This window comes from Chitinophaga solisilvae, from assembly GCF_009928525.1.
Lineage (GTDB): Bacteria > Bacteroidota > Bacteroidia > Chitinophagales > Chitinophagaceae > Chitinophaga > Chitinophaga solisilvae.
In genome coordinates this window covers 1-24,728 of the sequence record NZ_JAABOK010000001.1, presented here as the reverse complement: position 1 = coordinate 24,728, position 24,728 = coordinate 1, and the positions used below count along the sequence as shown (strand labels likewise).

Below are 24,728 nucleotides of genomic sequence, written 5' to 3'. Positions count from 1 at the left end.
CATTAAAAAAGCAGGCGCTGCCATCCGGCCCGTCGATATACAAATCTGGAATAATATCTTAACAAAATGATTTTTAGATATTTATGCTATTCCAGTGATTATTTACAAAGAATCTTACCCTGAATCAGTTTAATTTTCCAAGTTATTACTTGTTTTATTCTCAAATGTCGTAATTTTGTAGCAGCTTAAAAAAGATTCTGGGATTTTTAGGTGATTGTAAGGGCTAAATCATCGCGTTTAAATCTCACAACCTTTTAAATCTCTAAATCCTAAGTATTAATGAACGTACTGATATTTAATGGTTCGATAGATGATCGTCCGTATGCTACCTCCAACAGGCTGGCATCATATCTGGGGGAAGCGTTGAAAGAGCAGCATTTTTCACCTGAGATCCTCAACCTTGGCGAAGCCAATATTCCGTTCTTTTCCATAGAAGAAGCAGCGAAGAAACCGGAAGCGGTTACCGCGATGTGTAATGCTTTCTGTAAGGCAGATCTGCAGATCTGGATGACGCCGCTGTATCATGGCGGCATGACGGGTGCGATGAAGAACTGCCTGGACTGGCTGGAGCTTACCAGCAAACACCAACGGCCGTATTTAACCGGAAAGGTTGTAGCTTTGCTCTCCTGGGCAGACGGCACACAGGCCATGCAGGGCATCAATGCCATGGACGCTGTGGCCAAAGCACTGAGAGCCTGGGTGTTACCTTATTCCCTGCCGATACTGAAAGACAACCTTTATGACCCGCACAACAGCGGGTTTAGTGCGTTTTATAAAAACAAGCTGGATATGATGGTACAATTGCTGTGTGCTGCCAAATCCCATGTGGTGGCGGCTACTGCAGTTTAATCACCGGAATGCAATTTTTTGTCAGACTACCCGTCTGCATCATTATTAAAAATGTGCTGAATTATGATCACCGTTTCAGAAAAAGCAGGAGTATATATTAAAGAGCTGATGGAAAAAGAACATCATGCTCCCGGAACCTTCGTCAGAGTTGGCGTAAAGGGCGGCGGCTGTTCAGGACTTGAATATGTACTGAAATTTGAATCAACAGAAGAAGAAGGCGACCAGATTTTCGAAGACAAAGGCGTAAAGGTAGTGGTACAGATGAAAAGCCTGTTATACCTGTATGGTACGGAACTGGACTACTCCGACGGCCTGAATGGCAAAGGCCTTTTCTTCAACAATCCGAATGCTACAAGAACATGCAGCTGCGGCGAAAGCTTTGCTGTATAAATATTAATACCGTATGATGAACAGTAACGAAATAATAGATGATATAGCCAATAAGGAGTATGAGTTTGGCTTTACCACTGATATTGAAATGGATATAGCTCCTCCGGGGTTAAATGAAGATATCATCCGTTTTATTTCTGCTAAGAAGAATGAGCCTGAATGGCTGCTGGAATGGCGTCTGAAAGGATTTGCGGCATTCAAGAAAATGCAGTTCCCGAAATGGCAGCATTTTGAAATGCCGGAACTGGACCTGCAGGCCCTCTCCTATTACGCCGCTCCGCGCAAAAAGAAACAACTGAACAGCCTGGATGAAGTAGATCCGGAACTGCTGGCTACCTTTGAAAAACTGGGCATTCCCCTGAATGAACAGAAAGCACTGGCAGGCGTAGCAGTAGATGCTGTATTTGACAGCGTTTCCGTAGCTACCACCTTTAAAGGTAAACTGAAGGAAATGGGCGTTATCTTCTGCTCTTTCGGGGAAGCCGTACAGGAATATCCGGATCTGGTAAGAAAATACCTTGGCACTGTTGTTCCGCATTCAGACAATATCTTCGCGGCACTGAACTCAGCGGTTTTTTCCGATGGTTCTTTCACCTACATTCCCAAAGGCGTACGCTGCCCGATGGAACTGAGCACCTACTTCCGTATCAATGCCCAGAACACCGGCCAGTTTGAACGTACCCTCATCGTGGCAGACGAAGGCAGCTACGTAAGCTACCTGGAAGGCTGCACCGCTCCCATGCGCGATGAAAACCAGCTCCACGCCGCTGTGGTAGAACTGGTAGCCATGGATCATGCCGAAATCAAATACTCTACCGTACAGAACTGGTATCCCGGTGATAAAGACGGTAAAGGCGGTATATACAACTTCGTAACCAAAAGAGGTATCTGCAAAGGCAACGCCAGCAAGATATCCTGGACACAGGTGGAAACCGGTTCCGCCATCACCTGGAAATACCCCAGCGTTATCCTCCAGGGCGATTACTCAGAAGGCGAATTCTACTCCGTGGCTGTTGTACGCAACAAACAGATTGCAGACACCGGCACTAAAATCCACCATATCGGAAAAGGTACCAAAAGCCGTATCATTTCCAAAGGTATCTCCGCCGGCCGCGGCGATAACAGCTATCGCGGCCTGGTAGCGGTAGGGCCACGCGCAGACAATGCCCGTAACTTTACCCAGTGCGATTCCCTGCTGATAGGCAACCAATGCGGTTCTCATACCTTCCCGTACATCGAATCACGCAATAAAACCGCGATGATCGAACACGAAGCTACTACCTCCAAAATCGGAGAAGACCAGATCTTCTACCTGAACGCCCGCGGTATCGATACCGAAAAAGCAGTGGCGCTCATCGTAAACGGCTACGTGAAGGAAGTGCTGAACCAACTCCCGATGGAGTTCGCCGTGGAAGCACAGAAACTTTTATCTATTACACTTGAAGGAAGCGTTGGATAATTCGCTTATCCAATTAATAACATACAGAACGAAATAAAACAATCATGCTGACGATTAAAAATCTGCACGCAGAAGTAGAAGGGAAACAAATTCTGAAGGGCATCAACCTCGAAATAGGCAAAGGCGAAATGCATGCCATCATGGGACCTAACGGCTCCGGAAAAAGCTCTCTGGCTTCTGTACTCGCCGGACGCGAAAACTATACAGTAACCGAAGGGGAAGTATGGTTCAACGGTAAAAATCTCCTGGACATGTCTCCGGAAGACCGCGCCCGCGAAGGGGTATTCCTGGCTTTTCAATATCCGGTTGAAATTCCCGGTGTATCCAACCTCAACTTCCTGAAAACAGCCCTGAACGAAATCAGAACCTATAAAGGTCTGCCGGCGCTGGAAGGAAGAGAGTTCCTGAAACTGACCAAGGAAAAACAACAGCTGGTAGACTTCAACGCCAACCTGATGAACCGTTCCCTCAACGAAGGTTTCAGCGGTGGTGAGAAGAAACGCAACGAAATATTTCAGCTGGCTATGCTCGATCCGCAGCTGGCTATCCTGGATGAAACAGATTCCGGTCTGGATATCGATGCACTCCGTATCGTTTCCAACGGTGTCAACAAACTCCGTGACGCGGAAAAATCTTTCGTGGTAATTACCCACTATCAGCGCCTGCTCGAATACATCGTACCTGACTTCGTTCACGTACTGTACAACGGCCGCATCATCAAAACCGGCACCAAAGAACTGGCGCTGGAACTGGAAGAAAGAGGATACGACTGGCTGAAGGAAGAATTACACCTGAAAGAGTCGGTTTAAGACAGATAGTTATGGATGACCGCTGGTACACAACGGCATTCACCGTTCGAGATTCAAATTATTAGCAACATTATGACTAGTGATATTACAATGCCTTTTTACCAGGCGATAACAGAAGATGTAAATGCATTGTCGGCACAGGTAAGCCCTGCGCAGGACGAATTGCAGTGCATCCGCCGGGAGGCACTGGACCGCTTTTCGGCCCTCGGACTTCCTACCCTTAAAACGGAAGCCTGGCGCTATACCAATATTCAGCGTTTCCTGAAGGAATATCCATACGAATTACTGACGGCTGCTGCCACCGTGCCGGCCTCTGTAACAGAAAAGGCAGCCATCCCGCAGCTGGACTGCTACCGCATCGTACTGGTAAACGGACACCTGCAGGCGGATATTTCCGAACTGCCTGCCGGTAAAGGCATCACCATCGGCGCACTCAGCGCGCATACGCAGGCGCCCGGTTTTGTTAACTGGTTCAACAAGCAGCCGCACCTCAGCGGCGAATCGCTCGCTGCCCTGAACACCGCCCTCTTTGCTGACGGCCTGTACATAGAGCTGGCTGCCAACGCGGTAATCGATAAACCCGTACATATCGTTAACGTATATACGTCCGGTACCCACGCATTCATTCAACCCCGCCACCTGTGGGTGCTGAACAGAAATGCCGCCGCTACCGTCATCGAAAGCACCATCCATCCGGATACCAATACCGTAGCTTTTGCCAACAGCGTACTGGAAACAGTGATCGAAGAAAATGCAGAACTGTGGCATTACAACATACAGCAGGGAAATGAAAACTTCCGCGAAGTACATACTACCGCTGCACAGCAACATGCCAACAGCCGTTACCATCACTTCAACTTCACCCTTCCCGGCACACCGTTTACCCGCAACAACCTGAGCGTTGCGCTTAACGGCAGCTATACGGAAACCAACCTGAACGGCCTGTACATTGCCGATAAAAGTCAGCATGTAGATAATCATACCTATATGGATCACATCATGCCGAACTGCAACAGCAATGAACTATATAAAGGCGTACTGCTCGATTCCGCCAACGGCGTATTCACCGGCAGAATCCTCGTTCACCAGGAAGCACAGAAAACAAACGCCTTCCAGCAGAACAATAACCTGCTGCTCGGTAATAAAGCTGATATCAATTCCCAGCCACAGCTGGAAATTTATGCAGACGACGTGAAATGCAGCCATGGCTTTACCGCCGGCCAGTTCAGCGAAGAATCCATGTTCTACCTGCGCTCCCGCGGTATCGGCGAAGACGCCGCCAAAGCGCTGATGGTAAATGCATTCTCCCATGATATCACCAACGAAGTGAAGATCCCGGCCCTGCAACATTACCTGCAGGAACAGATCGCGGCTATCATGAACAACTAAAAAACCCAACGATGGAACATATTGCTAACATAGTCACCGCGGACCTGGATGTGGCCAGGATCAGGAAAGATTTTCCGATCCTTCAGCAACAGGTACACGGCAAACCGCTGGTATACCTCGACAACGGGGCTACCACGCAGAAGCCACAGGTTGTAATAGATACGGAATCCCGCTATTACGAAGAATACAACAGCAATGTGCACCGCGGCGTACACCGCCTCAGCCAGGTGGCTACCGATGCATACGAAAAAGCCCGCCACATCGTGGCCGGTTATATCAATGCAGCGCATTCTCATGAAGTGATCTTCACTAAAGGCACTACTGACGCCATCAACCTGGTAGCCAATACCTTCAGCCGCCGCTTTCTCAAAGCCGGCGACAGCGTTATCATCTCCGCCATGGAACATCATTCCAATATCGTTCCCTGGCAGATTGCCTGCGAAGAATCCGGCGCTACCCTGAAAGTGATTCCCATCAACGAAAAAGGGGAACTGCGTATGGACACCTTCGAAGCCATGCTGGATGATACCGTGAAAATAGTGGCGGTTACCTATGTTTCCAATACAATGGGCACCATCAACCCGGTACAGGACATCATCACACTGGCGCATGCACGGAATATTCCGGTACTGCTCGACGCCGCACAGGCGGTGCAGCATATCAGCATTGACGTGCAGGCGCTGAAACCTGATTTCCTCGCCTTCTCCGGGCATAAAATATACGGTCCTACCGGTACCGGCGTACTGTACGGCACTACCGAATGGCTCAATAAACTGCCTCCCTACCAGGGCGGCGGCGATATGATAAAGACCGTAACTTTTGCCAAAACCATCTATAACGAACTGCCCTATAAATTTGAAGCCGGCACCCCGCATATCGCCGGCGCTATCGGGCTGGGCGCTGCTATTCAATACCTGCAGCAGACAGGCATTGAAAAAATCCAGCAATGGGAAGAGCAGCTGCTCGCCTATGCACTGGAGCAGCTGCGCGGTATAGACGGTATCCGCTTTATCGGCGACGCAGCGCACAGAAGCGGCGCCATCTCCTTCCTGGTACACAACATTCACCCGTTCGATATGGGCGAACTGCTCGACCAGCAAGGGATTGCGGTAAGAACAGGACACCACTGCACCGAGCCGCTGATGGATTTATTCCAGATCCCCGGCACCGTGCGCGCTTCCCTCTCCTTCTATAACACAACGGAAGAAATAGACAAACTGGTGGCAGGTATCAGGAGAGCCGCTTCCATGTTGCTGTAAACAGGCGAATACCGATTATGACGATCAACGAAATACAGGAAGAGATAAAATCAGATTTTGAGCTGATGAGCAACTGGGAAGATAAATATGAATATATCATCCAGCTGGGTAAGGATTTGCCGCTCATCGCAGATGTATACAAAACACCGGAGAACCTGATTAAAGGATGCCAGTCACGCGTGTGGCTGCACACGGAGCTGAAAGACGGTAAACTTTTTTTCACGGGCGACAGCGATGCGGTGATTACCAAAGGACTCGTCAGTCTCATGATACATGTACTTTCCGGTCATACACCGCAGGAAATTGCCTCCGCTGACGTATATTTTATAGACTCCATCGGACTCAGCAGCCACCTGTCTCCCACCCGCTCCAACGGATTGCTCAGCATGCTCAAACAAATGAAATTGTATGCAGTAGCTTATCAGGCCAAAACCAATCAGTCATGACCGAAGAAACCATCAGAGAACAGATAGAAACACAGCTCCGCACCGTGTTTGATCCGGAAATTCCCGTGAACATCATGGAACTGGGACTGGTATACGCTGTTAAGATAAAAGAGAACTTCAACGTTAACATAGACATGACCCTCACCGCTCCCGGCTGCCCCGTTGCCGGCGATATCATCCGCGAAGTGGAAGAAAAAGTGAGAAATGTGGAAGGCGTTACAGACGTACACGTACACCTGACCTTTGATCCACCCTGGACTAAAGAGATGATGAGCGAAGAAGCCAAACTTGAACTGGGCTTCCTCTGACGATCATATTTTCAGAAATATTTTATTTATTTAAGCCAGATATCAAATACACTGCGTAGTAGTGTTTGATATTTGGCTTTTATTTTATGAAATTATTTAATTTGTACTTTCAATCAACAATCATGTGCGTATGCAGTTTTGTGATCAAGTACCAATTATTCCTGCATCTGACAAGTCAAGTATAATATGCTGAACCTAACAGAAGAACAAGTGCTGATCATGGCGCCTGATGAGTCGTCGCGCAAATCAGGCAAGGATCTGGCCCGGCCGGCCAAATGGGTGACAATGGGCGTCAGTGAAACGGCCCTGTGGGGCGAGTGCCAGGGCAGCGGCAGCAAACCCTATCAGACCCAGGTGGATACCGGCAGTCTGGCTTTTAAGTGCAGCTGTCCCAGCCGCAAGTTTCCCTGCAAACACGGGATAGGACTGTTGCTCTTATACGCCAGGGAAAAAGCATCGTTCCCAGTACAGGAGCCACCGGCCTGGGTAAGTGAATGGCTGGCCAAACGTGCGGAGAAGGAGGAAAAGAAAATACAGGAGGCCGCAGCCCCCGCCAAACCTGCCGATGAAGCCGCACAGGCCAGAAGACAACAGGCCCGCCAGCGCAAAGTCGGCGATGGACTGGAAGAGGTTCTCCGCTGGACCAAAGACCTGATCCGCGGAGGTATACTGACAATTCCGGAGAAAGGCACCTCTCCGTTTGAACATATGGCCAAACGCATGATTGACGCACAGGCGCCGGGAATAGCCGCCATGCTGCGGGAAATGGCTGAAATAAACTACTACCGCGAAGGCTGGCAGCACGCTTTCATGGACCAGCTATTGCGGATTTACCTGTCCATCTACGGATTCAATCATATGGAACAACTGGAACCCGCACTGCAGCAGGATATTCGCAGCATCATCGGATTCACACAGTCACAGGAAGAACTGAAAACACAGGCCGGTATTACAGATACCTGGCAGGTACTGGGTAAACAGACGACGGAAGAAGACCGGCTCGTGACCGAACGGTACTGGCTATACGGACTTGAAACCCGGCGTACCGCGCTGGTATTACAATATTTTGTGCGTAACCAGCCCGCTACGCAGGTCATGCCCGCACCCGGAAGCACCATCCGCGCGGAACTGGTTTACTATCCCTCTGCTGCCCCGCTGCGTGCACTCATCAAGGAACAGCGGCCGGCGCCACCGGATCATTCCTTCCATGGATATACCGGCTGGCAGGAAGTACTGACGGCGCAAACAACCATCAGCGCCAGACTTCCCCTGTATAACGATCACGTATATACGATTGCTTCCCTCACACCGGTCTGGCATAACAACCAATGGTGGCTGCAGGATGCACATCAACAGATGATGCCCGTCCGCAAAGGATTCCGGGGCATCTGGCAACTGCTTGCCTTCAGCGGGGGCGAACCATTACATATGGCCGTTACCGGAAAAGAAAAGGAATACGAACCGCTGGGCATCTGGCATCACCAGGAATACAAACTTTTATAATGCAGTACTGGAATAATATTATCAATACCGCCATGCTGGGCACGGCCAAAAAACCGGCAGATACCCACGGCCTGCCGCAAGGCCCGCTGCTGGATGCTGCCATGCAGATACTGGCCACTCCTGCGCTGGACCGGGAAGACCAGTTGCTCCACATCGCGGCTGTCACCTATAACTACCGCCAGAGCGGCGTACAGGCACTCTCTTCCACCGGTACCGCACCGGTGCCCGTTTGTGATCCGGAGGATAAACCTTACTGCAGCTCTGCTGCCATCAAAGCATTACAGCAGGCGCTGGACACCGACAACCATATATTGCCGGGATTGTGGCTGGAATACTGCGCTGCGGCACAGCAGCTGGTACCGCCCGATTACCTGCCCCTGGTGCTGGAAACGGCTTACCGCCATAAAGCGCTGCGCGTAAGGGCTGCCGCCTGTTGCGGTAAACGCGGGGAATGGCTGGCGCAGTTCAATAATGAGTGGAATTTTTCCGTTGTCACCACCTCCCTGGAAGATCAATGGCAGAACGGTACTACTGCCCAGCGGCTGATAGCACTCAAAACCCTGCGGGATAAAGAGCCAGCCACCGCACTCTCCTGGTTGCGGCAGACATGGACCAAAGAAAATGCGGCTGCCAAAACAGAACTCCTTGGCGCGTTACAACATCATATCGGTCCGGATGATGCGCCATGGCTGGAATCCCTGATGCTGGAAAAAAGCAAACAGGTACGGGAAGAAGCCCTGCTGCTGCTCAAAAAAATTCCGGAAGCGTCCCTGCATGAGCTGTATCTGGAAGTGCTGCGTGATGCTGTGCAAATAAATGATAACGGGGATATCATCTGCACCCTCCCTGAAAACATCAACGAGCAGGTGTTCAGAAGCGGTATTGAAAAACTGAGCAGCAATAAAAATGTTCCGGATACCGATTACATTATCGGACAGCTGATCGGGTTTGTTCACCCACGTGTATGGGAAAAGCACTTCAATTGTTCCTTTGAGGAAGTGGTGCAGCGCTTCCATCAGCAGCAGGCGCTACAACCCTTTATAGTAGCGCTGGTGAATGCCATCACCTGGTTCAGTGACCATAAACGCGCAGCTACGTTTATGCGTTACAGTGATACCTTCTATATGGACCTGCTACCACTACTGCCGGAGGAGCAGCAGGAGGCATACAGTCTGCAGTACTTTGACAAATACCCGACGGAGATACTGGAATATGCCCTGCAGCAGCCGGCAACCTGGAGTCCGGAACTGGCGCTGAAAATACTGCAGTACTGCGCAGGCAATCCGTACATCTATAACCAGTCCTATATGAGCAACACCGTCGGGGTACTGCCGGTATCCATGGTGGATCAGCTGGAAGGCATTGAATCGCAGCATGAAAATTATAAAACATACTGGAAGAGCATTATGATGCACCTTACCGGATTGTTACAAACCAGAATATTGATTACAAAAGCATTCCCAAAAAGTTAATCAGATAAATTATGTCAGACATTTTACGTCAACACGCTGAAACGCAATTTGCCCAGGAGCTGGAAGAACTGAAGAAACAGGACGACGGCCGCAAACCGCACAACTGGCTGCTGTCACCGCAATCAGTGGTAACCTACCTGACAGGCGGCAAGCTGAAAAACGGTTTTGAGATTACCCCCAAATATATCGGCAGCAAGCGCCTGATGGAAATTGCGGTAGCCACGCTGGCAACTGACCGCGCCCTGCTGCTGTATGGTCTGCCGGGAACAGCTAAAAGCTGGGTGAGCGAACACCTGGCGGCAGCCATCAGTGGTGATTCCACCAGGATCATCCAGGGAACTGCCGGCACCAGCGAGGAAAGTATCCGCTACAGCTGGAACTATGCCCGGCTGCTGGCAGAAGGCCCTTCCAGGCAGGCGCTGGTAGAAACACCCGTGATGCGCGCGATGCAGGAAGGTAAGATTGCCCGCATTGAAGAACTGACACGCATCGGCGCAGATGTACAGGATACCCTGATTACCATCCTGTCTGAAAAAACACTGCCCGTTCCGGAACTCAATACGGAAGTACAGGCAGCAAAAGGCTTCAACGTTATCGCTACTGCCAACAACCGCGATAAGGGCGTCAATGAATTATCCAGCGCATTAAAGCGTAGGTTCAATACCGTTATCCTTCCTGTACCTGCATCTATGGAAGAGGAAATAGATATAGTCAGAAGAAGGGTAGCTAGTTTTGAGAAAGTGATGGAGCTGCCGGCGGAGAAGCCCGCCCTGGAAGAGATCCGCAGAATTGTCACCATCTTCCGGGAACTGCGCAACGGCATTACGCTGGATGGCAAAACAAAAATCAAATCTCCAGGAACTACCCTGAGTACGGCAGAAGCCATTTCCGTTGTCAACAGCGGATTGACGCTGGCTGCTTACTTCGGCGATGGTACGCTGACAGCGGCCGATCTGGCAGCAGGTATCATAGGCGCCGTGGTAAAGGATCCGGTACAGGATAAAATCATCTGGCAGGAATACCTGGAGACCGTCGTGAAAACCAGGGAGGACTGGAAAGATGTATACCGCGCCTGCCGCGACCTGGAATAGTATTTCATTACCTGAATTCAAGCAGTTAACATGTCTGTACATATATTAGGGATCAGGCACCATGGTCCCGGCTCTGCCAGAAATGTGAAAGCCTTTCTGGAGGAACTGCAGCCGGACATTGTGCTGGTGGAAGGTCCGCCCGAGGCAGACGCCATACTGCAATGGGCCGGTCAGGAAGGATTACAGCCGCCGGTAGCCATACTCGTTTATCAGCCGGATAACCCGCAGCACTCCTGCTTCTATCCGTTTGCTGACTATTCCCCGGAATGGCAGGCGATAAGCTATGCCCGCAAACATAATATCCACGTGCGTTTTATGGACCTGCCCCTTACCCATGTATTCGGTATTGAGCAGGAGCAGCAGGCCGGTGTAGCAGCAGCAGAACCGGAAATAACAACGGAAACATTCAACCGGCATACCCGGGAAGCTGCCAAAGACAGTACCACTACTATACCTGCAGCTTCCCTGCCCGCTATGGAAGAAGGTCCTGTATACAGCGATCCTATTGCCCACCTGGCGGCCGCGGCCGGTTATGATGACGGGGAACGCTGGTGGGAACATATGTTCGAATACCGCCGGCAGCCGGAACAGGTGTTTGAAGCTGTCAGCGACGCCATGCAGGCGCTGCGCGAAGAACTGCCCGTTAAAGACAACCGCATGGAACAGCTGCGCGAAGCCTGGATGCGTAAACTGATACGGCAGGCGGAAAAAGAAATGTTCCAGCGCATCGCCGTGATATGTGGCGCGTGGCACGCTCCCTCTCTGCAACAGATGCCTAAGCAGAAAGAAGATAACGACCTGTTAAAGGGATTGCCCAAAGTAAAAACAGACTGCACCTGGATTCCATGGACGTACAGCCGTTTGAGTTATGCCAGCGGTTACGGCGCAGGCGTACCTTCTCCCGGATGGTATGACCATATCTGGCATCACCCGGATGATGATGGCGTCCGCTGGATGTCGCTGGTAGCAAAGCTTTTCAGGGAACAGCAGCAGGATACTTCCGCCGCCCACGTTATGGAGGCAGTCAGACTTGCCAACGCCCTGGCCTCCCTGCGGCAGTTTTCCCGCCCCGGCCTGGAAGAACTGAACGAAGCTACCCTCAGCATTTTATGTAACGGGGAACCTATGCTGATGCAGCTGATAAAAGAACAGCTGATTATCAGCAACCGCATCGGCAGCGTACCGGCTGATATTCCCAGACCACCACTGCAGGCAGATATAGAGAAACTACAGAAAAAACTGCGCATGCCGCAGACCGCCGACTTCAAGGATTACATGCTGGATCTCCGGAAAGACACCGACCTGGAAAGAAGTATTTTCCTGCACCGGCTGGATCTCCTGGGAATCCACTGGGGCGTACGTTACGATGTATCCGGCAAAGGCACCTTCAAGGAGCACTGGCGCGTACAATGGAATCCCTCCTTTTCGGTAGACGTGATAGAAAAAGGTACCTGGGGTAATACAGTAGTAACAGCAGTAACACAGTATATTACAGACAGCGCGCAGCAAACCGGTACCCTCACAGAAGTATGCAACATGCTGGAATCCGCTATCCCGGCGGAATTACCTGATGTGGTGGATATACTCATACAACGTATCAATAACCTGGCGGCAGCCTCCGGCGACGTATTGCAGTTACTGGAAGTTATTCCCTCCCTGGTGAACATCACCCGTTATGGCAACGTCCGTAAAACGGATGCCGCCCTGGTCATGGGCATCGTGGAAAGTATGATCAGCCGGGTATGTATCAGTTTACCTGCAGCCTGTACATCGGTCGCAGAAGATGCTGCCCTGGAGCTGCTGGATAAATTCATGGCCATGAACGACGCCATCAGCCTGTTACAGGATGGGGCGCTGACAGGCGACTGGCAGCATACACTCGGACAGATAGCTGCCAATCCGCAAACCGCTGCTGTAATAGCTGGTTATGCTACGCGCCTGTTACTGGATTTCAAGGTAATGGAACATGATAAACCCGCCAATGCCTTCAGCGTGGCCATGTCTACCGCCAACCCTCCGGGCCGTTCCGCCGCCTGGCTGGAAGGATTTCTGAAAGGCAGCGGTTCCCTGCTGCTACTGGATGAATCCCTGTGGAGCATGGTACAAAATTGGGTTTCTCAGCTGGAAAATGATATTTTCATACAGGTATTACCGTTATTACGCCGCACGTTTTCTAACTTTACCGCCCCGGAAAGAAAAAAACTGGGTGAAAAAGTGAAATCCGGCGGCGGCAGTCAGCCGTCCGTTACCGGCACAGTATCGTCAGATATTGACGAAAACCGTGCGGAGAAAGGAATTCCGGTAGTCATGAATATCCTGGGATTTTTTGATACTTCATCACATCAAAAAATGAAATAATGGAAGAGAATATACGCAGATGGCGGTTGATATTAGGAGGAGAAACGAATGACGGCACCGCCTTTTCCCTCAATAAAGAAGATCTGCAGGTAGATAAAACACTGGAAGCGCTGTACGACAGCACGCGCAAAGGCGGTCTGGGAGCCTCTTCTCCCAATGTAAGCCGCTGGCTCGGAGACATACGCACCTATTTCCCGGCCTCTGTAGTACAGGTCATGCAGAAGGATGCGCTCAAGCGCCTGAACCTTACCGAAATGCTTTTCGAGAAGGAAATGCTGGAAAACGTAGAACCGGATGTACAGCTGGTAGCGTCGCTCATGACGCTCAGCCGCGTCATTCCCGATAAAACAAAAGATACCGCCAGGCAGGTAGTCCGTAAAGTGGTGGACGAGCTGATGAAAAAACTGTCGCAGCCCATGCACCAGGCCATCAGCGGCAGTCTGAACAGAAGTATCCGCAACCGCAGACCCAGACATAATGAAATCAACTGGGACCTGACCATCAGAAAAAACCTGCAGCACTACCAGGAGGATTACAAAACAATTATTCCGCAGACATTGATGGGATACGGCCGTAAAAGGTCCTCCCTCAAAGATGTGATACTTTGTATAGATCAGAGCGGCTCTATGGGAACATCTGTGGTTTATTCCGGTATCTTTGGCGCTGTAATGGCTTCCATCCCGGCCGTACAAACCCGGATGGTTGTATTTGATACCGCTGTGGCCGACCTTACCGAAGAACTGCAGGACCCGGTAGAATTACTGTTCGGCGTACAGCTGGGTGGCGGCACCGATATTAACGCTGCGCTCACCTACTGCGGACAGATAGTTACCAGGCCGGCAGACACAGTGCTGGTTCTCATCACCGATCTGTATGAAGGCGGCGATGAGCCGGGCATGCGCAAACGCTTTACTGAACTGGCCGCCAGCGGTGTGCAGGTGGTGGTACTGCTGGCGCTGAACGATGAAGGAGCGCCTTCCTATGACCACGACAATGCACAGTTCCTCGCACAGCTGGGAATTCCGGTATTTGCCTGTACACCCGACAAATTCCCGGACCTCATGGCAACAGCACTGAGCAAACAGGACATTGCACAATGGGCAGCCAAAGAAGATATTGTCCTGAAAAAATAAAGAACCTATTTAAACCTTATGCCATACACTAAGGAAACTATACTACCTTTTATTGAACAACGGAAACAACTCAATGAACACAATGACATCAATGCGCAGCTTCAGGCCGGGGTAGATTTCCTTACCGGACAAATTATTACCGCACCCGTTATACAGGATGCAGAAAGCGCCAGGCAGATGGGCGTTTTTATTCAGCTGCTCCGCCTTCCGGATCAGTGGGATGATAACGATCGCCTTATTCTGCAGCTGCTGGCCGATCCGCTTACCTGGCAGGAATGCAGGGAACGTTTCCTGCAACACATCGTACCATTGCTGGACGCACCAGGCACCTCCTCCTCTATTGTACTCCGGTTCAGCTATTTTACCAGCTACCTGCAGCAACGCGGCTGCACACCGGAAGAGATAGGCTCTTACCTGATCAGCTACTCCGGCGATGGCAACAACTATGATCTTACACCACTTAAATTCACTCCCCTGCGCAAATTTCTGCAGGACCTGATTAAAAGCGCCGAATGGCATGTGGTGGATGCCTGGGTGAACACCTGGAAACAGAAAGGCTGGAATTCCCTCTTCTACCGCCTGCTCTCAAAAGCCCATCCGGAGCGGGAAACAGCATACCTGGAAAGTGTGCTGCAGCAACCATTCAAAGGGCAGATACATTACGAACTTACCCGTGTGCTGCTGCAGAATAATATTGCGAAATATGAAACACTGATAGCACAATCCACACAACACCTCGCACAGGTACCGGACTATGCCGCCCGGCTGATGGGTTATTATTCTCTGGCTGCACATCAACCGGAGAAATATAATACCCTGCTGACAGAAGCTGCTTACGCCTACCTGGAGCAATACAATACAACCCTGGCCGGACAACTTTTCCGGCAACCCGCCGGCGCCGCTGAAATCAATGATGAACAGCTGCTGCCGGAAGTTGTTGCTGTTAAAGAAATACTTGTACAGGATAAATTTTCTGCGATAACATATCTGGAAGAACACCTGACAGATAAACGCTACCTGCATCCCCTGGCCTTTAAAACCATCCGGGAACAGCTGGGTAACCGCGCCGTATCGTTACTGCTCAGCGCCGTAGAAAAAGATTATGATGCCCGCATCATCCTGCCACAGCTCATGCAGCTGGACAGGAGCCTGTATTTTGACCGCCTGTGGGATTTCACGTTGCATAAGCTGAAGTCTGTACGTACGCTCGTTGCCGTTATACTGGCCGAACATCCGCAGGCGCTGGAAAAAGCGGGAGAACTGCTGCAGCATAAAAAAGCAGAGCAACGACTCACCGCCGTACAAATCCTTTGCAGGCTGAATTCAGCCGCCGCCCGGGAACTGCTGCAACAGGCGCTCCACCGCGAAATCAACGACGATGCGCGCGACCTCATGCTCGAAACACTGGGCGATACTATCACCGGAACAGATAATGCCGCTACTGTCGGCCAGCTGATCGCCTTCGCGAAGAAGCGCGGTAAACTATCCAGACCCCTGGAAAAATGGCTGGACGACGCCACCTTACCACCCCTGTTCCTTCAGGATGGCACACTGCTGACACAGGACATGATGCGCTTTCTATTATACCGCATGTCGCGGGTGAAGGAAATCCGCTCCGATGCAGAGGCCCGTCCGCTGCTTCAGCTGATAGACCGCCAGACCAGCGGACAGTTTGCCGCACATCTCTTTTCCTTATACAGCAGTAATAACGGTGATGCCAAACTCAGGTACCTGCTTACCCTGGCAGCACTCGTAGGCGATGACCAGCTGGCAACGCAGCTGGAAGCATCCATCAATCACTGGATCAGCGACAAGCGCCTGAAGATGGCCGAAGCCGGCGTAGGCGCCTTAGCCATACATGGCAGCAACAAAGCCCTGCAGGCGGTGGAACTGATGTCCCGCAAATACCGTGTGCGCAAATCCAACGTAGGTGCGGCAGCGTTAGCTGGTCTGCAGAATGCCGCAAATGAACTGGGCATCACCATTCATGAACTGGGCGACCGCATTGTGCCTGACTTTGGCTTCCAGGGTCTTTTCAAACCCTTCCTTGTCAAAGGCGACACCTACTGCGCCTATATCGATCATAACTTCAGGCCGGCATTTATCAATGACAAGAACCGCCGGCTGAAAGCTATACCTGTAGCCACGCCTGCAGAAACGAAAGAAGCCTTTAAAGCACTTTCCAAAGAAGTAGCCGCACAGGTGAAATTACAGACCCAACGCCTGGAACACTACCTGGTAGTTCAGCGTAAGTGGATACCTGCCCAATGGCAGCAATTCTTCCTGAACCACCCTGTTATGTTCGTATATGCGAACAGGTTATTATGGGCGCTGTATGATGAAAACGACCGCCTGCTCACCTGCTTCCAGTGCCGCGACAACCGGCAGCTGCTCAACCTCCACCAGGAGGTCATCAGCATTCCGGACAACGCTACCATCCGGCTGCTGCACCCGTTGTACCTGGATGACCTGGAGCTGCTGCAATGGAAACAACGCTTTGCAGAACAGGGCATCGTGCAGGTATTCCCGCAGCTGGACAGGCCCGTGGCGGCCTTATCTCCCCAACAGGCAGATACTACGCTGGTACATGACTTTGAGGACATCTCCCTGGAAAGCGCCCTGCTCAACAAACATATGGAGCAGAAAGGATGGAAGCTCAGCGAGGGCAGCGATGGCAAATACGTATACGCCTATCATAAAACAGACGATGACAATCAGCTGGAAGTGATCGTAGAGATGAGCACCGTATTTACAGAAGAGAGCTTCCGGTATAAACTGGGCAAGCTCTATTTTATTGATAAAACAAAAGCAAGGCAACGCTGGTTCCGCAGCACAGACAAGGAAGCAGCCGACTGCCTGCTGCCGCTGCGGCATGTACCGCCGGTATTTTATTCCGAAGCAATTACGGATATCGCCGTCTCCGGCGGTCTCGGACAAATAGCCTGACATTATTAATCATGGGATTTTATTTGTAAATTTTCTGCTTTAGAACGTGAACAAATAAAAAAACAAGATGTCAAGACTTTATTCCACCGTCATCGGCAGCCTGCTCCTGCTGTCATTAACCGCCACGCAGTTGCAGGCGCAGCGGATCATTCCGCAGCCCTTACAGGTACAACCAGTATCCGGCACATTTACCCTCTCCGGCACAACGGCCATCATTGCCGGCCAGCAGGCCGGAGAGGCAAAATACCTGCAGCAGCTGCTACAGGACCACTACGGCCTCCGCCTCTCCCTTCAGACCAATGCTACCCAAAACAGTATCCGCCTTGTTACCGACAAAAAGCTGAGCGACCTCGGCAACGAAGGCTATCAGCTGAAAGTTACCCCCGAAGCGGTGACAATCACTGCCCCAACGGCCACCGGTATCTTCTACGGCATCCAGTCTTTACGGCAGCTCATGAGCAAAAACGGCGACGCCTGTACCATTGCCTGCACCGATATTAAAGATAAGCCCCGCTTCGGCTGGAGAGCCTTTATGCTGGACGAAGGCCGCTATTTCAAAGGCAGCGAAACGGTGAAGCAGCTGCTGGACAAAATGGCTGCGCTGAAAATGAACGTCTTCCACTGGCACCTGACCGACGACCAGGGCTGGCGCATTGAAATCAAAAAATATCCACTGCTGACAAGCATAGGCGGGCGCCGCGACTCCACCCAGATTGGTGGCTGGAACAGCAAAACCTACGACGGGAAACCACATCAGGGCTTCTATACACAGGAACAGATCAAAGAGATTATCGCCTATGCAGCAGCCAGGCATATCACCATTATTCCTGAAATAGAAATGCCCGGACATGCTTCCGCCGCCATTGCAGCCTATCCCTGGCTGGGCACTACACATCAGCAGATTGCCGTACCGGGCACATTCGGCGTCCATTACGAAGTATTCAATGTCACGGATCCGAAAGTAGTTGGCTTCCTTCAGGATGTGCTGCAGGAAGTGATTGCCCTGTTTCCGTCCAAAGTGATCCATATCGGGGGCGACGAAGTGAAGTATGACCAATGGAAAGCAGATGCCGGCGTTAAAGCCTATATGCAGCAACACCAGCTGCAGTCTCCGGCCGATTTGCAGATCGCCTTCACCAATGATATCTCCAACTACCTCGCCGGTAAACACCGCCGTATGGCCGGCTGGAACGAAATCATGGGCGCAAAGCTCCATGAATACACCGATGATAAAGACGCCGGCACCAAAAAACTGGCTCCCGGCACTATCGTACAATTCTGGAAAGGCGACCTGAAGCTCATCACAGAGGCAGTCTCCAAAGGTTATGATGTGATCAACTCCTATCATGCCCTCACCTATCTGGATTACGACTACAAATCCATCTCCCTGGAAAATGCCTACAGCTTTGATCCAATCCCTGCAGGGCTTGACCCGAAATACCACTCCCGTATCCTGGGCAGCGGCTGCCAGATGTGGGGCGAATGGATCCCGGATACAGCAGCGATGAACAAACAGGTATTTCCGCGACTCGCAGCCTACGCAGAGGACGGCTGGACGGTTTTGGCGAACAAGGATTTCCGGTTGTTCTCGGAAATACTGAAGAAACTTTGAATTACGAATTACGAATTACGAATTGCGAATGAGAAGCGAAGATATAAGCGTAAGTCAAATAATGTTTACGCTTATATCTTCGCTTCTCATTCGTAATTCGCAATTCGTAATTCGTAATTCCTGTTATCTGGCTTCCACCAATCTAAACCCCACGCCTGCTTTCTCCAGCCTATACCTCACTATCTTCATGGCGTTCTCCGTCAGGGCTTCCGGGGAGTCTTCCCGGTAAGCGGGGAAGGTGCGGATAAATTCGTTTCCTTTGATGTAGAAGGAATCCCGGCCGTTGTAGCCTGCCTGCTGCAGCGTATCCAGCACTTCGGTATTGATGCGTACAAGGCCTTCCCTTCGTATGCCATAGGCATACACTTTACCGAAACTGCCGGTACCGGAGGAGGTGGTGAAGCAGTAAAGTTCAGGCTGGTGGTCTTTGTTAATATCAGCTACAGCGAAGCCTTTCAGTATGCCTTTAATATCCCTTTCGATGATGGTGTCTGTTCGGGTGGTGTCGTTTTTAGGTGCTACCCCGATCAGCAGATTGCGCATGGTGGCATCACCGCGGGTCAGCACGGTAATTTTATAGTCGCCGAAGATCGTGTCGCTCCTGAAAGCGGGGCGGTCTTCATGCGGTGCAGGTGTTGGTGCGCGGGTGGTATCATCTGCAAGGGACTGCTGTCCTTTCTTTTGTTCGCTTCCATTATTACAGGCGGCTAAGAGTATGATGAATAGCAGGCCTGGCAGCATCAAAGGTTTCATCATATATTATCTTTTATGTTTGGCAGATTTATGCTGTTTGTGATTATGCGTGGTATCACTTCCTTTGGAATCCTGTTCCTCATTCTTGCGGCTGTCCAGGTTATCCCTTATTTCAGGGCGGGGCAGGTTGCTGAAAGATTGCTGTTTACTTTGATGCGTGTTTTCGTTTCTTGTACTTTTCATCATCTTCAGTTTTGGGTGAGCAATAACTACATGGCCACAAAAGCAATGCCCCGATAATAAGGCAGTATGTAGTGTATTACAGCCCGGTGATTGTCACCCTTCTTCCCCCGAATGTCGGGCAAAATCCACACTGGCCCGGTGTTGGCCGGCAGGGCCGTTTAAGCCGGTCATTTGCTAATAAAAGTAAAGTCAACAGGTTATATCATGCGCTTGCCGGGAAGTGATATTGAGCATGAAATCTGTTTTAGAGAGGTTGAAAACAAATATATTTTTATGAAAAACCTTCCGTCAACAATTGGGATGCTGATGGTGCTTACCGTGTTTTTCCTGTTTCAGGGTAATCCGGAACAAAAGTTACAGGCAGCGCCTGTAAAGCAGGCGACGTTGGAAATATTGCAGGACACTTTTCCTCCGGATAAAAAGAAGCGGGATACTATTATGCCTGCCAGAAAACACAAGGACAGGGAGCCGTGGAAAAAGCATGAAAAAGATACGACTCACAGGAAAGACACTATAAAGTAACAGGAGTAATGCAAAGTGTAAAACCTCCGTTTTAATGTGTTGTCAGTAATGGTATCAAATAACATTTATGGTTTAAAGTTATTTATCAACAATAAATCATAATTAATTGATAATCTTTTTATTGACAAAAACTATTAAAGCGGAGGTTTAATTATTTTCATCAGGCTTCCAATGTTCCGAACAGCCCGTTTTTATAGTCTTCAAAAGCCTGGGTAATTTCTTCCTGGGTATTCATGACGAAGTTATCTTTAGCTGCTACCGGTTCATTGATAGGTGCCGCACTCAGATATAACAGGCGGGTATTTTCGTTGGCGGTTATATTGATATCCTGTTGCGGATCATCTTTATCAAATACCACGAGGTGATAGCCTGTCACGGTATTACCATTCACGGTAAGGCTACCGTCCACCACATACAGGAGGGTCCAGTAACCTGGCGTAGCCTGGAGTTTTACCTGTCTGCCTGCAGCGATACTTCCCCAGATGGGGGTGATAGGAGTAAAATTAAACAGCGGACCTTTCTGTCCCTCATATTCTCCTCCTGCCAGTTTCAGCTCCACTCCCGCTGATGCTGCCACAGCCGGCATCTGATCTGCGCGGATATACTGATAATACGGGTCCTCTGCTTTATGGGCCGCCGGTACATTGAACCAGAGCTGTAACAGTTCATAGTTGCCTCCTTCCGCGAGGAATGCAGCCGAAGGGCCTTCACTGTGTAATATTCCTTTTCCGGCAAACATCCATTGCACATCGCCGGCAGTCACTGTCATGGCATTACCGGCATTATCGCGATGGTAGCCTTGCCCCTGCAGCATAAAGGTCACCGGTGCAAAGCCGCGGTGCGGATGCGGGTGCAGCCTTTCTTCCGGAGAGCCGGGGGCAAAGTATTTTGCAGGCATATGGTGTATGACAATAAACGGATTGGCAAATCTGAACTGCATGGTGGGCAGTGACTGCCGCACCACTTCTGTTTCGGTGATATGTTTTTCCTTTCCTTCTATCACATGCAGGACTTTCTTTTCCATATGGGTGATTTACTGAATTAACTTCAAACGTGCTTTTTCAACTGAACTGCGGAACATCTTCAGAATCAATACTTCATAGTGATCTATCACCAGTACTTCCCCTTCCCTGGGGATATTACCGTGAACATAGTTTATTAAACCGGAGAGGGTTTCATAATGTTCACTTTCAGGGAGCGGCGCCGGTAATAACTCGTTGATATCTGCCAGGTATTCGTGTGCATCCACGAGGAAGGTGTTTTCATCCTTCTGTTCCACGATGGGTGACTCATGGTCATGTTCATCCTGGATATCGCCTACCAGTTCTTCCAGGATATCTTCCATGGTAACGATACCTTCCGTATCGCCGAATTCGTTGGTCACTACCGCCATCTGCAGGCGTTGTCCCTGGAAAGTACGGAGCAGGTCCTTGATCTTCATGCTGTCCGGTACATAGAACACCGGCTTGAGAATATCCTGGATGTTGTGCAGTGTTTTTTCGTGCATCCCCTTCACAAGGTCTTTGGTATAGATAACCCCTTTCAGGTCGTCCAGGGAACCACTGTACACGGGGTAGCGGGAGTACCCGTCTTTAATGACCTGGTCGGCCAGCTGGTCGAACGGCAGGGATATATCGAGGGCGGAAATATCTTTTCTGTGGGTGAGTATTTCCTTTACGCGGCTGTCATCGAATTCAAAAACGTTCTGGATGAGTTCCCGTTCTGTTTCTTCGATAGCGCCGCCTTCCTGGCTCTCGGAAATAATCAGTTTCAGTTCTTCTTCCGAGTGGATTTCAGACTCACCGGCAGGCGTCAGGCCCAGGAGGCGCAGGATGCTGTTGGCCAGGCCGTTGAGCATCCAGATGAAAGGGCGGAATATGACAAAGAAGAAGCGCAGCGGCAGTGCCACCGCCAGTGTGGTAGGCAGTGGTTTACGTATAGCCATTGACTTGGGCGCCAGTTCTCCGAAAACGATGTGGAGGATGGTAATCACCATAAATGCTACAGGAATAGCGATAGCGTGCGCAGTGGCTGCTGTCACCTGTAACCCCAGGGTGCTCATAAAATTCAGTACCAGGTGGGTTACGACGGATTCACCGACCCAGCCCAGCCCCAGCGAGGCCAGGGTAATTCCCAGCTGTGTGGCTGCCAGGTAGCCGTCAAGATTGCCTAAAATGTGTTTGGCCGCAGTGGTGGCTCTCTTTTCGGAGCCACTTTTACTATTGATCTGAGATGAACGTACTTTAACGATGGCAAATTCTGCCGCAACAAAAAAACCGTTTAATAATACAAGAAAAATAGTCCAGAAAACTTGCAAAAGCATGTAAGTGGTAATTGGTTCGCAAGGCCAAATATAGGTAAATCAATTTTTATGCGTTGTGTATTTTTTTCATACAATGCTATCATCCTTTCTGCCAGCCGACATTCCGGCCTGTATTCATTCCTTTATACCTGCTGTGCTGCTGCAGGATCCCTTACCTGAAATAATTAAATCTTCTTTTAGTCTACTTATTTCATAGAGTTTATGTATTTTGTGGAGAAATTAGCCAGGCACATTTAAAAATGGAGAAAGTAATATCTACAATGCCCCCGCCAACAGTCACCGATAAGGCCAATACCAGACCGCTAACGGCAGAAATTCCGGTTCCGGCAGCCATAACGGCAGCGGGTAAACGCCAGCGCCGCTTCTACTGGCTGGGGGGGCTGCTGCTTGTCGTTCTCACCATCACCGCACTGTGGTATATGGTTCCCACCTTCCGCCATGAAGTGGAAGCGGTACCTTCTACCTTTTATTACTTCCTGATAGCGGGATTTATTTTCGCGATGATAGACGGCGCCATCGGCATGAGCTACGGCATTACTTCCACCACCTTCTCCCTGTCTATGGGCATTCCGCCGGCATCGGCCAGCACGGCGGTGCACATCTCGGAAATCCTCAGCAACGCCATCGCCGGATGGATGCATTTTAAAATGGGGAACGTCAACAAAAAACTTTTCAAAATACTGCTGATACCGGGCATCACCGGCGCTGTACTGGGTGCTTACCTCCTCTCCTCGCTGGAGCATTACTCCCAGTATACCAAACCGGTAGTATCGTTATATACCCTGATACTCGGAACCATTATCCTGATGCGCGCTATCAAGGCTAACCGCGCCCATCAGCAGCGGAAGGGGAAAATCAGAAAGATAGGCTTACTGGGTTTCGGCGGAGGCCTGATCGATGCCATCGGTGGTGGCGGCTGGGGCTCTATAGTACTGTCATCTCTCATTGCAGGCGGCAGGCATCCGCGGTTTTCCCTGGGCACGGTAAAGGCTACCCGCTTTTTTATTGCCATGCTCAGCTCCCTCACCTTCGTTACCGTACTCTCCTACGTTCACTGGGATGCAGTACTGGGCCTGGTGATAGGCAGCGCTATCGCGTCTCCCATCGCCGCAAAGGTATCCAACAGAATTTCTGCTAAAACAATTATGATGGCGGTAGCTATTATTGTGATACTGGCCAGCATGAAGAGTATCTACGGATTCGTCACCAAAGTGCTGTAAGATCTTTTGCAAATTCAGATTCAGTCAAAAACCACAGGCCGGTTTGCCGTCAGGGTAACCGGCTTATTTATTTCATAGTCTACCATGGCATGTATAATCACCGGTATTCTTTCATCAAAAGGTCTTGCCGGCAGGAATTTATTCTCGATCTCTACTTTTATCTCCGCTGTCCGGTCTTCAAAAAGATAAATGGACTTACCGACTTTCTTCGTGATATATCCGGTAATTTTTACGGTTACACTGTCGTTCGTTAACCGGCGGGCGTTTTTCAGCACTTCACCAATCGTATACTCCCTGATTTGGAAAACCAAACCGGATAGCAACAAACAAAGCAACAGATACTTCATGAGAGTTTTTTTCTATATAACCAGGAAAGGGGGAAATTGTTTTAATTACGAATTACGAATTGCGAATTACGAATGTAGAGGCGAAGATTAAAACGTAGATTAAAGGTGATAGGTATTAAACATCACCTTTAATCTACGTTTTAATCTTCGCCTCTACATTCGTAATTCGCAATTCGTAATCATTGGTGTCCGGTAAAAATCAGACCTACTACAAGAAAAAAGGGGGCAGTTGCCCCCTTTTTTTGGTAGATTTAAGTTACCACACTTTAAAATACCATGAATAAAGGTACTTATTTTACCGGACAGCCGATCTTTAGTCAACTACTTTCTTTTGTTCCCAGATCTCTGGTAACCCG

22 protein-coding genes are annotated in these 24,728 nt (G+C 50.1%); 17 read left to right on the top strand and 5 right to left on the bottom strand.

What is annotated here, in order from left to right:
- Positions 1-279: 279 nt before the first annotated feature.
- The 15 genes from GWG06_RS00110 (at position 280) to GWG06_RS00040 (ending at position 19,024) form a co-directional block, all read left to right on the top strand.
- Positions 280-849: an NADPH-dependent FMN reductase gene (locus tag GWG06_RS00110; RefSeq protein WP_127036786.1), complete on the top strand. Its 570-nt coding sequence runs from the start codon at positions 280-282 to the stop codon at positions 847-849.
- Positions 850-912: 63 nt separating this feature from the next.
- Positions 913-1,239 (top strand): HesB/IscA family protein, encoded by a 327-nt coding sequence (locus tag GWG06_RS00105; protein WP_127036788.1) that lies wholly within the window; start codon positions 913-915, stop codon positions 1,237-1,239.
- Positions 1,240-1,252: 13 nt separating this feature from the next.
- Positions 1,253-2,698: a Fe-S cluster assembly protein SufB gene (sufB, locus tag GWG06_RS00100; protein WP_160710713.1), complete on the top strand. Its 1,446-nt coding sequence runs from the start codon at positions 1,253-1,255 to the stop codon at positions 2,696-2,698.
- 44 nt (positions 2,699-2,742) lie between these two features.
- Positions 2,743-3,507: a Fe-S cluster assembly ATPase SufC gene (gene sufC, locus GWG06_RS00095; RefSeq protein WP_127036792.1), complete on the top strand. Its 765-nt coding sequence runs from the start codon at positions 2,743-2,745 to the stop codon at positions 3,505-3,507.
- Positions 3,508-3,579: 72 nt separating this feature from the next.
- Entirely contained in the window at positions 3,580-4,896 is a 1,317-nt protein-coding gene (gene sufD / locus GWG06_RS00090) for a Fe-S cluster assembly protein SufD (RefSeq protein WP_160710712.1), read from the top strand.
- Between the two features lie 11 nt (positions 4,897-4,907).
- On the top strand, positions 4,908-6,155 hold the full coding sequence (locus GWG06_RS00085) for an aminotransferase class V-fold PLP-dependent enzyme (protein ID WP_160710711.1): 1,248 nt from the start codon (positions 4,908-4,910) through the stop codon (positions 6,153-6,155).
- A 17-nt stretch (positions 6,156-6,172) separates the two neighbouring features.
- Positions 6,173-6,601, top strand: a complete 429-nt coding sequence (locus tag GWG06_RS00080) for a SufE family protein (protein ID WP_160710710.1) — start codon at positions 6,173-6,175, stop codon at positions 6,599-6,601.
- The gene (locus GWG06_RS00075; protein ID WP_127036799.1) at positions 6,598-6,909 is read left to right on the top strand and encodes an iron-sulfur cluster assembly protein; all 312 of its coding nucleotides are present in this window, start codon (positions 6,598-6,600) and stop codon (positions 6,907-6,909) included. The genes GWG06_RS00080 and GWG06_RS00075 overlap by 4 nt, the downstream gene beginning before the upstream one ends.
- Positions 6,910-7,095: 186 nt before the next feature.
- Complete coding sequence (locus tag GWG06_RS00070; RefSeq protein WP_235938060.1) at positions 7,096-8,412, top strand: SWIM zinc finger family protein; 1,317 nt, start codon at positions 7,096-7,098, stop codon at positions 8,410-8,412.
- Positions 8,412-9,884, top strand: a complete 1,473-nt coding sequence (locus tag GWG06_RS00065; RefSeq protein WP_160710709.1) for a DUF5691 domain-containing protein — start codon at positions 8,412-8,414, stop codon at positions 9,882-9,884. The genes GWG06_RS00070 and GWG06_RS00065 overlap by 1 nt, the downstream gene beginning before the upstream one ends.
- 11 nt (positions 9,885-9,895) lie before the next feature.
- Complete coding sequence (locus GWG06_RS00060; RefSeq protein ID WP_127036803.1) at positions 9,896-10,975, top strand: ATP-binding protein; 1,080 nt, start codon at positions 9,896-9,898, stop codon at positions 10,973-10,975.
- Positions 10,976-11,005: 30 nt separating this feature from the next.
- Positions 11,006-13,333 carry a DUF5682 family protein gene (locus GWG06_RS00055; RefSeq protein WP_160710708.1) on the top strand — a complete coding sequence of 776 codons (2,328 nt, stop codon included), beginning with the start codon at positions 11,006-11,008 and terminating at the stop codon, positions 13,331-13,333.
- Positions 13,333-14,466 (top strand): VWA domain-containing protein, encoded by a 1,134-nt coding sequence (locus GWG06_RS00050; RefSeq protein ID WP_202182913.1) that lies wholly within the window; start codon positions 13,333-13,335, stop codon positions 14,464-14,466. Before GWG06_RS00055 ends, GWG06_RS00050 begins: the two co-directional genes overlap by 1 nt.
- 18 nt (positions 14,467-14,484) lie before the next feature.
- A complete protein-coding gene (locus GWG06_RS00045; protein ID WP_160710707.1) occupies positions 14,485-17,412 on the top strand; it encodes a DUF4132 domain-containing protein in 2,928 nt (975 codons plus the stop codon).
- Between the two features lie 67 nt (positions 17,413-17,479).
- A complete protein-coding gene (locus tag GWG06_RS00040) occupies positions 17,480-19,024 on the top strand; it encodes a beta-N-acetylhexosaminidase (RefSeq protein ID WP_160710706.1) in 1,545 nt (514 codons plus the stop codon).
- Positions 19,025-19,147: 123 nt separating this feature from the next.
- On the opposite strand, the gene GWG06_RS00035 is transcribed toward GWG06_RS00040, so the two are convergent.
- Together GWG06_RS00035 and GWG06_RS00030 are read right to left on the bottom strand one after the other, a co-directional pair.
- Positions 19,148-19,780, bottom strand: a complete 633-nt coding sequence (locus tag GWG06_RS00035; RefSeq protein WP_160710705.1) for a hypothetical protein — start codon at positions 19,778-19,780, stop codon at positions 19,148-19,150.
- A 3-nt stretch (positions 19,781-19,783) separates the two neighbouring features.
- Positions 19,784-19,960 carry a hypothetical protein gene (locus GWG06_RS00030; RefSeq protein ID WP_160710704.1) on the bottom strand — a complete coding sequence of 59 codons (177 nt, stop codon included), beginning with the start codon at positions 19,958-19,960 and terminating at the stop codon, positions 19,784-19,786.
- 204 nt (positions 19,961-20,164) lie between these two features.
- On the opposite strand from GWG06_RS00030, the gene GWG06_RS00025 reads away from it, so the two are divergent.
- Positions 20,165-20,482: a hypothetical protein gene (locus GWG06_RS00025; protein ID WP_160710703.1), complete on the top strand. Its 318-nt coding sequence runs from the start codon at positions 20,165-20,167 to the stop codon at positions 20,480-20,482.
- Between the two features lie 160 nt (positions 20,483-20,642).
- On the opposite strand, the gene GWG06_RS00020 is transcribed toward GWG06_RS00025, so the two are convergent.
- Together GWG06_RS00020 and GWG06_RS00015 are read right to left on the bottom strand one after the other, a co-directional pair.
- Positions 20,643-21,506: a pirin family protein gene (locus GWG06_RS00020; RefSeq protein WP_160710702.1), complete on the bottom strand. Its 864-nt coding sequence runs from the start codon at positions 21,504-21,506 to the stop codon at positions 20,643-20,645.
- Positions 21,507-21,515: 9 nt separating this feature from the next.
- Positions 21,516-22,805, bottom strand: coding sequence for a hemolysin family protein (locus GWG06_RS00015; RefSeq protein ID WP_160710701.1), 1,290 nt, complete (start codon positions 22,803-22,805; stop codon positions 21,516-21,518).
- A gap of 239 nt (positions 22,806-23,044) precedes the next feature.
- Between GWG06_RS00015 and GWG06_RS00010 the strand changes: the two genes are divergently transcribed.
- The gene (locus tag GWG06_RS00010; protein ID WP_160710700.1) at positions 23,045-24,025 is read left to right on the top strand and encodes a sulfite exporter TauE/SafE family protein; all 981 of its coding nucleotides are present in this window, start codon (positions 23,045-23,047) and stop codon (positions 24,023-24,025) included.
- Between the two features lie 20 nt (positions 24,026-24,045).
- Here the strand turns inward: GWG06_RS00010 and GWG06_RS00005 are convergent, their stop codons facing one another.
- Positions 24,046-24,372 (bottom strand): NirD/YgiW/YdeI family stress tolerance protein, encoded by a 327-nt coding sequence (locus GWG06_RS00005; RefSeq protein WP_127036823.1) that lies wholly within the window; start codon positions 24,370-24,372, stop codon positions 24,046-24,048.
- Between the last annotated feature and the right edge of the window lie 356 nt (positions 24,373-24,728).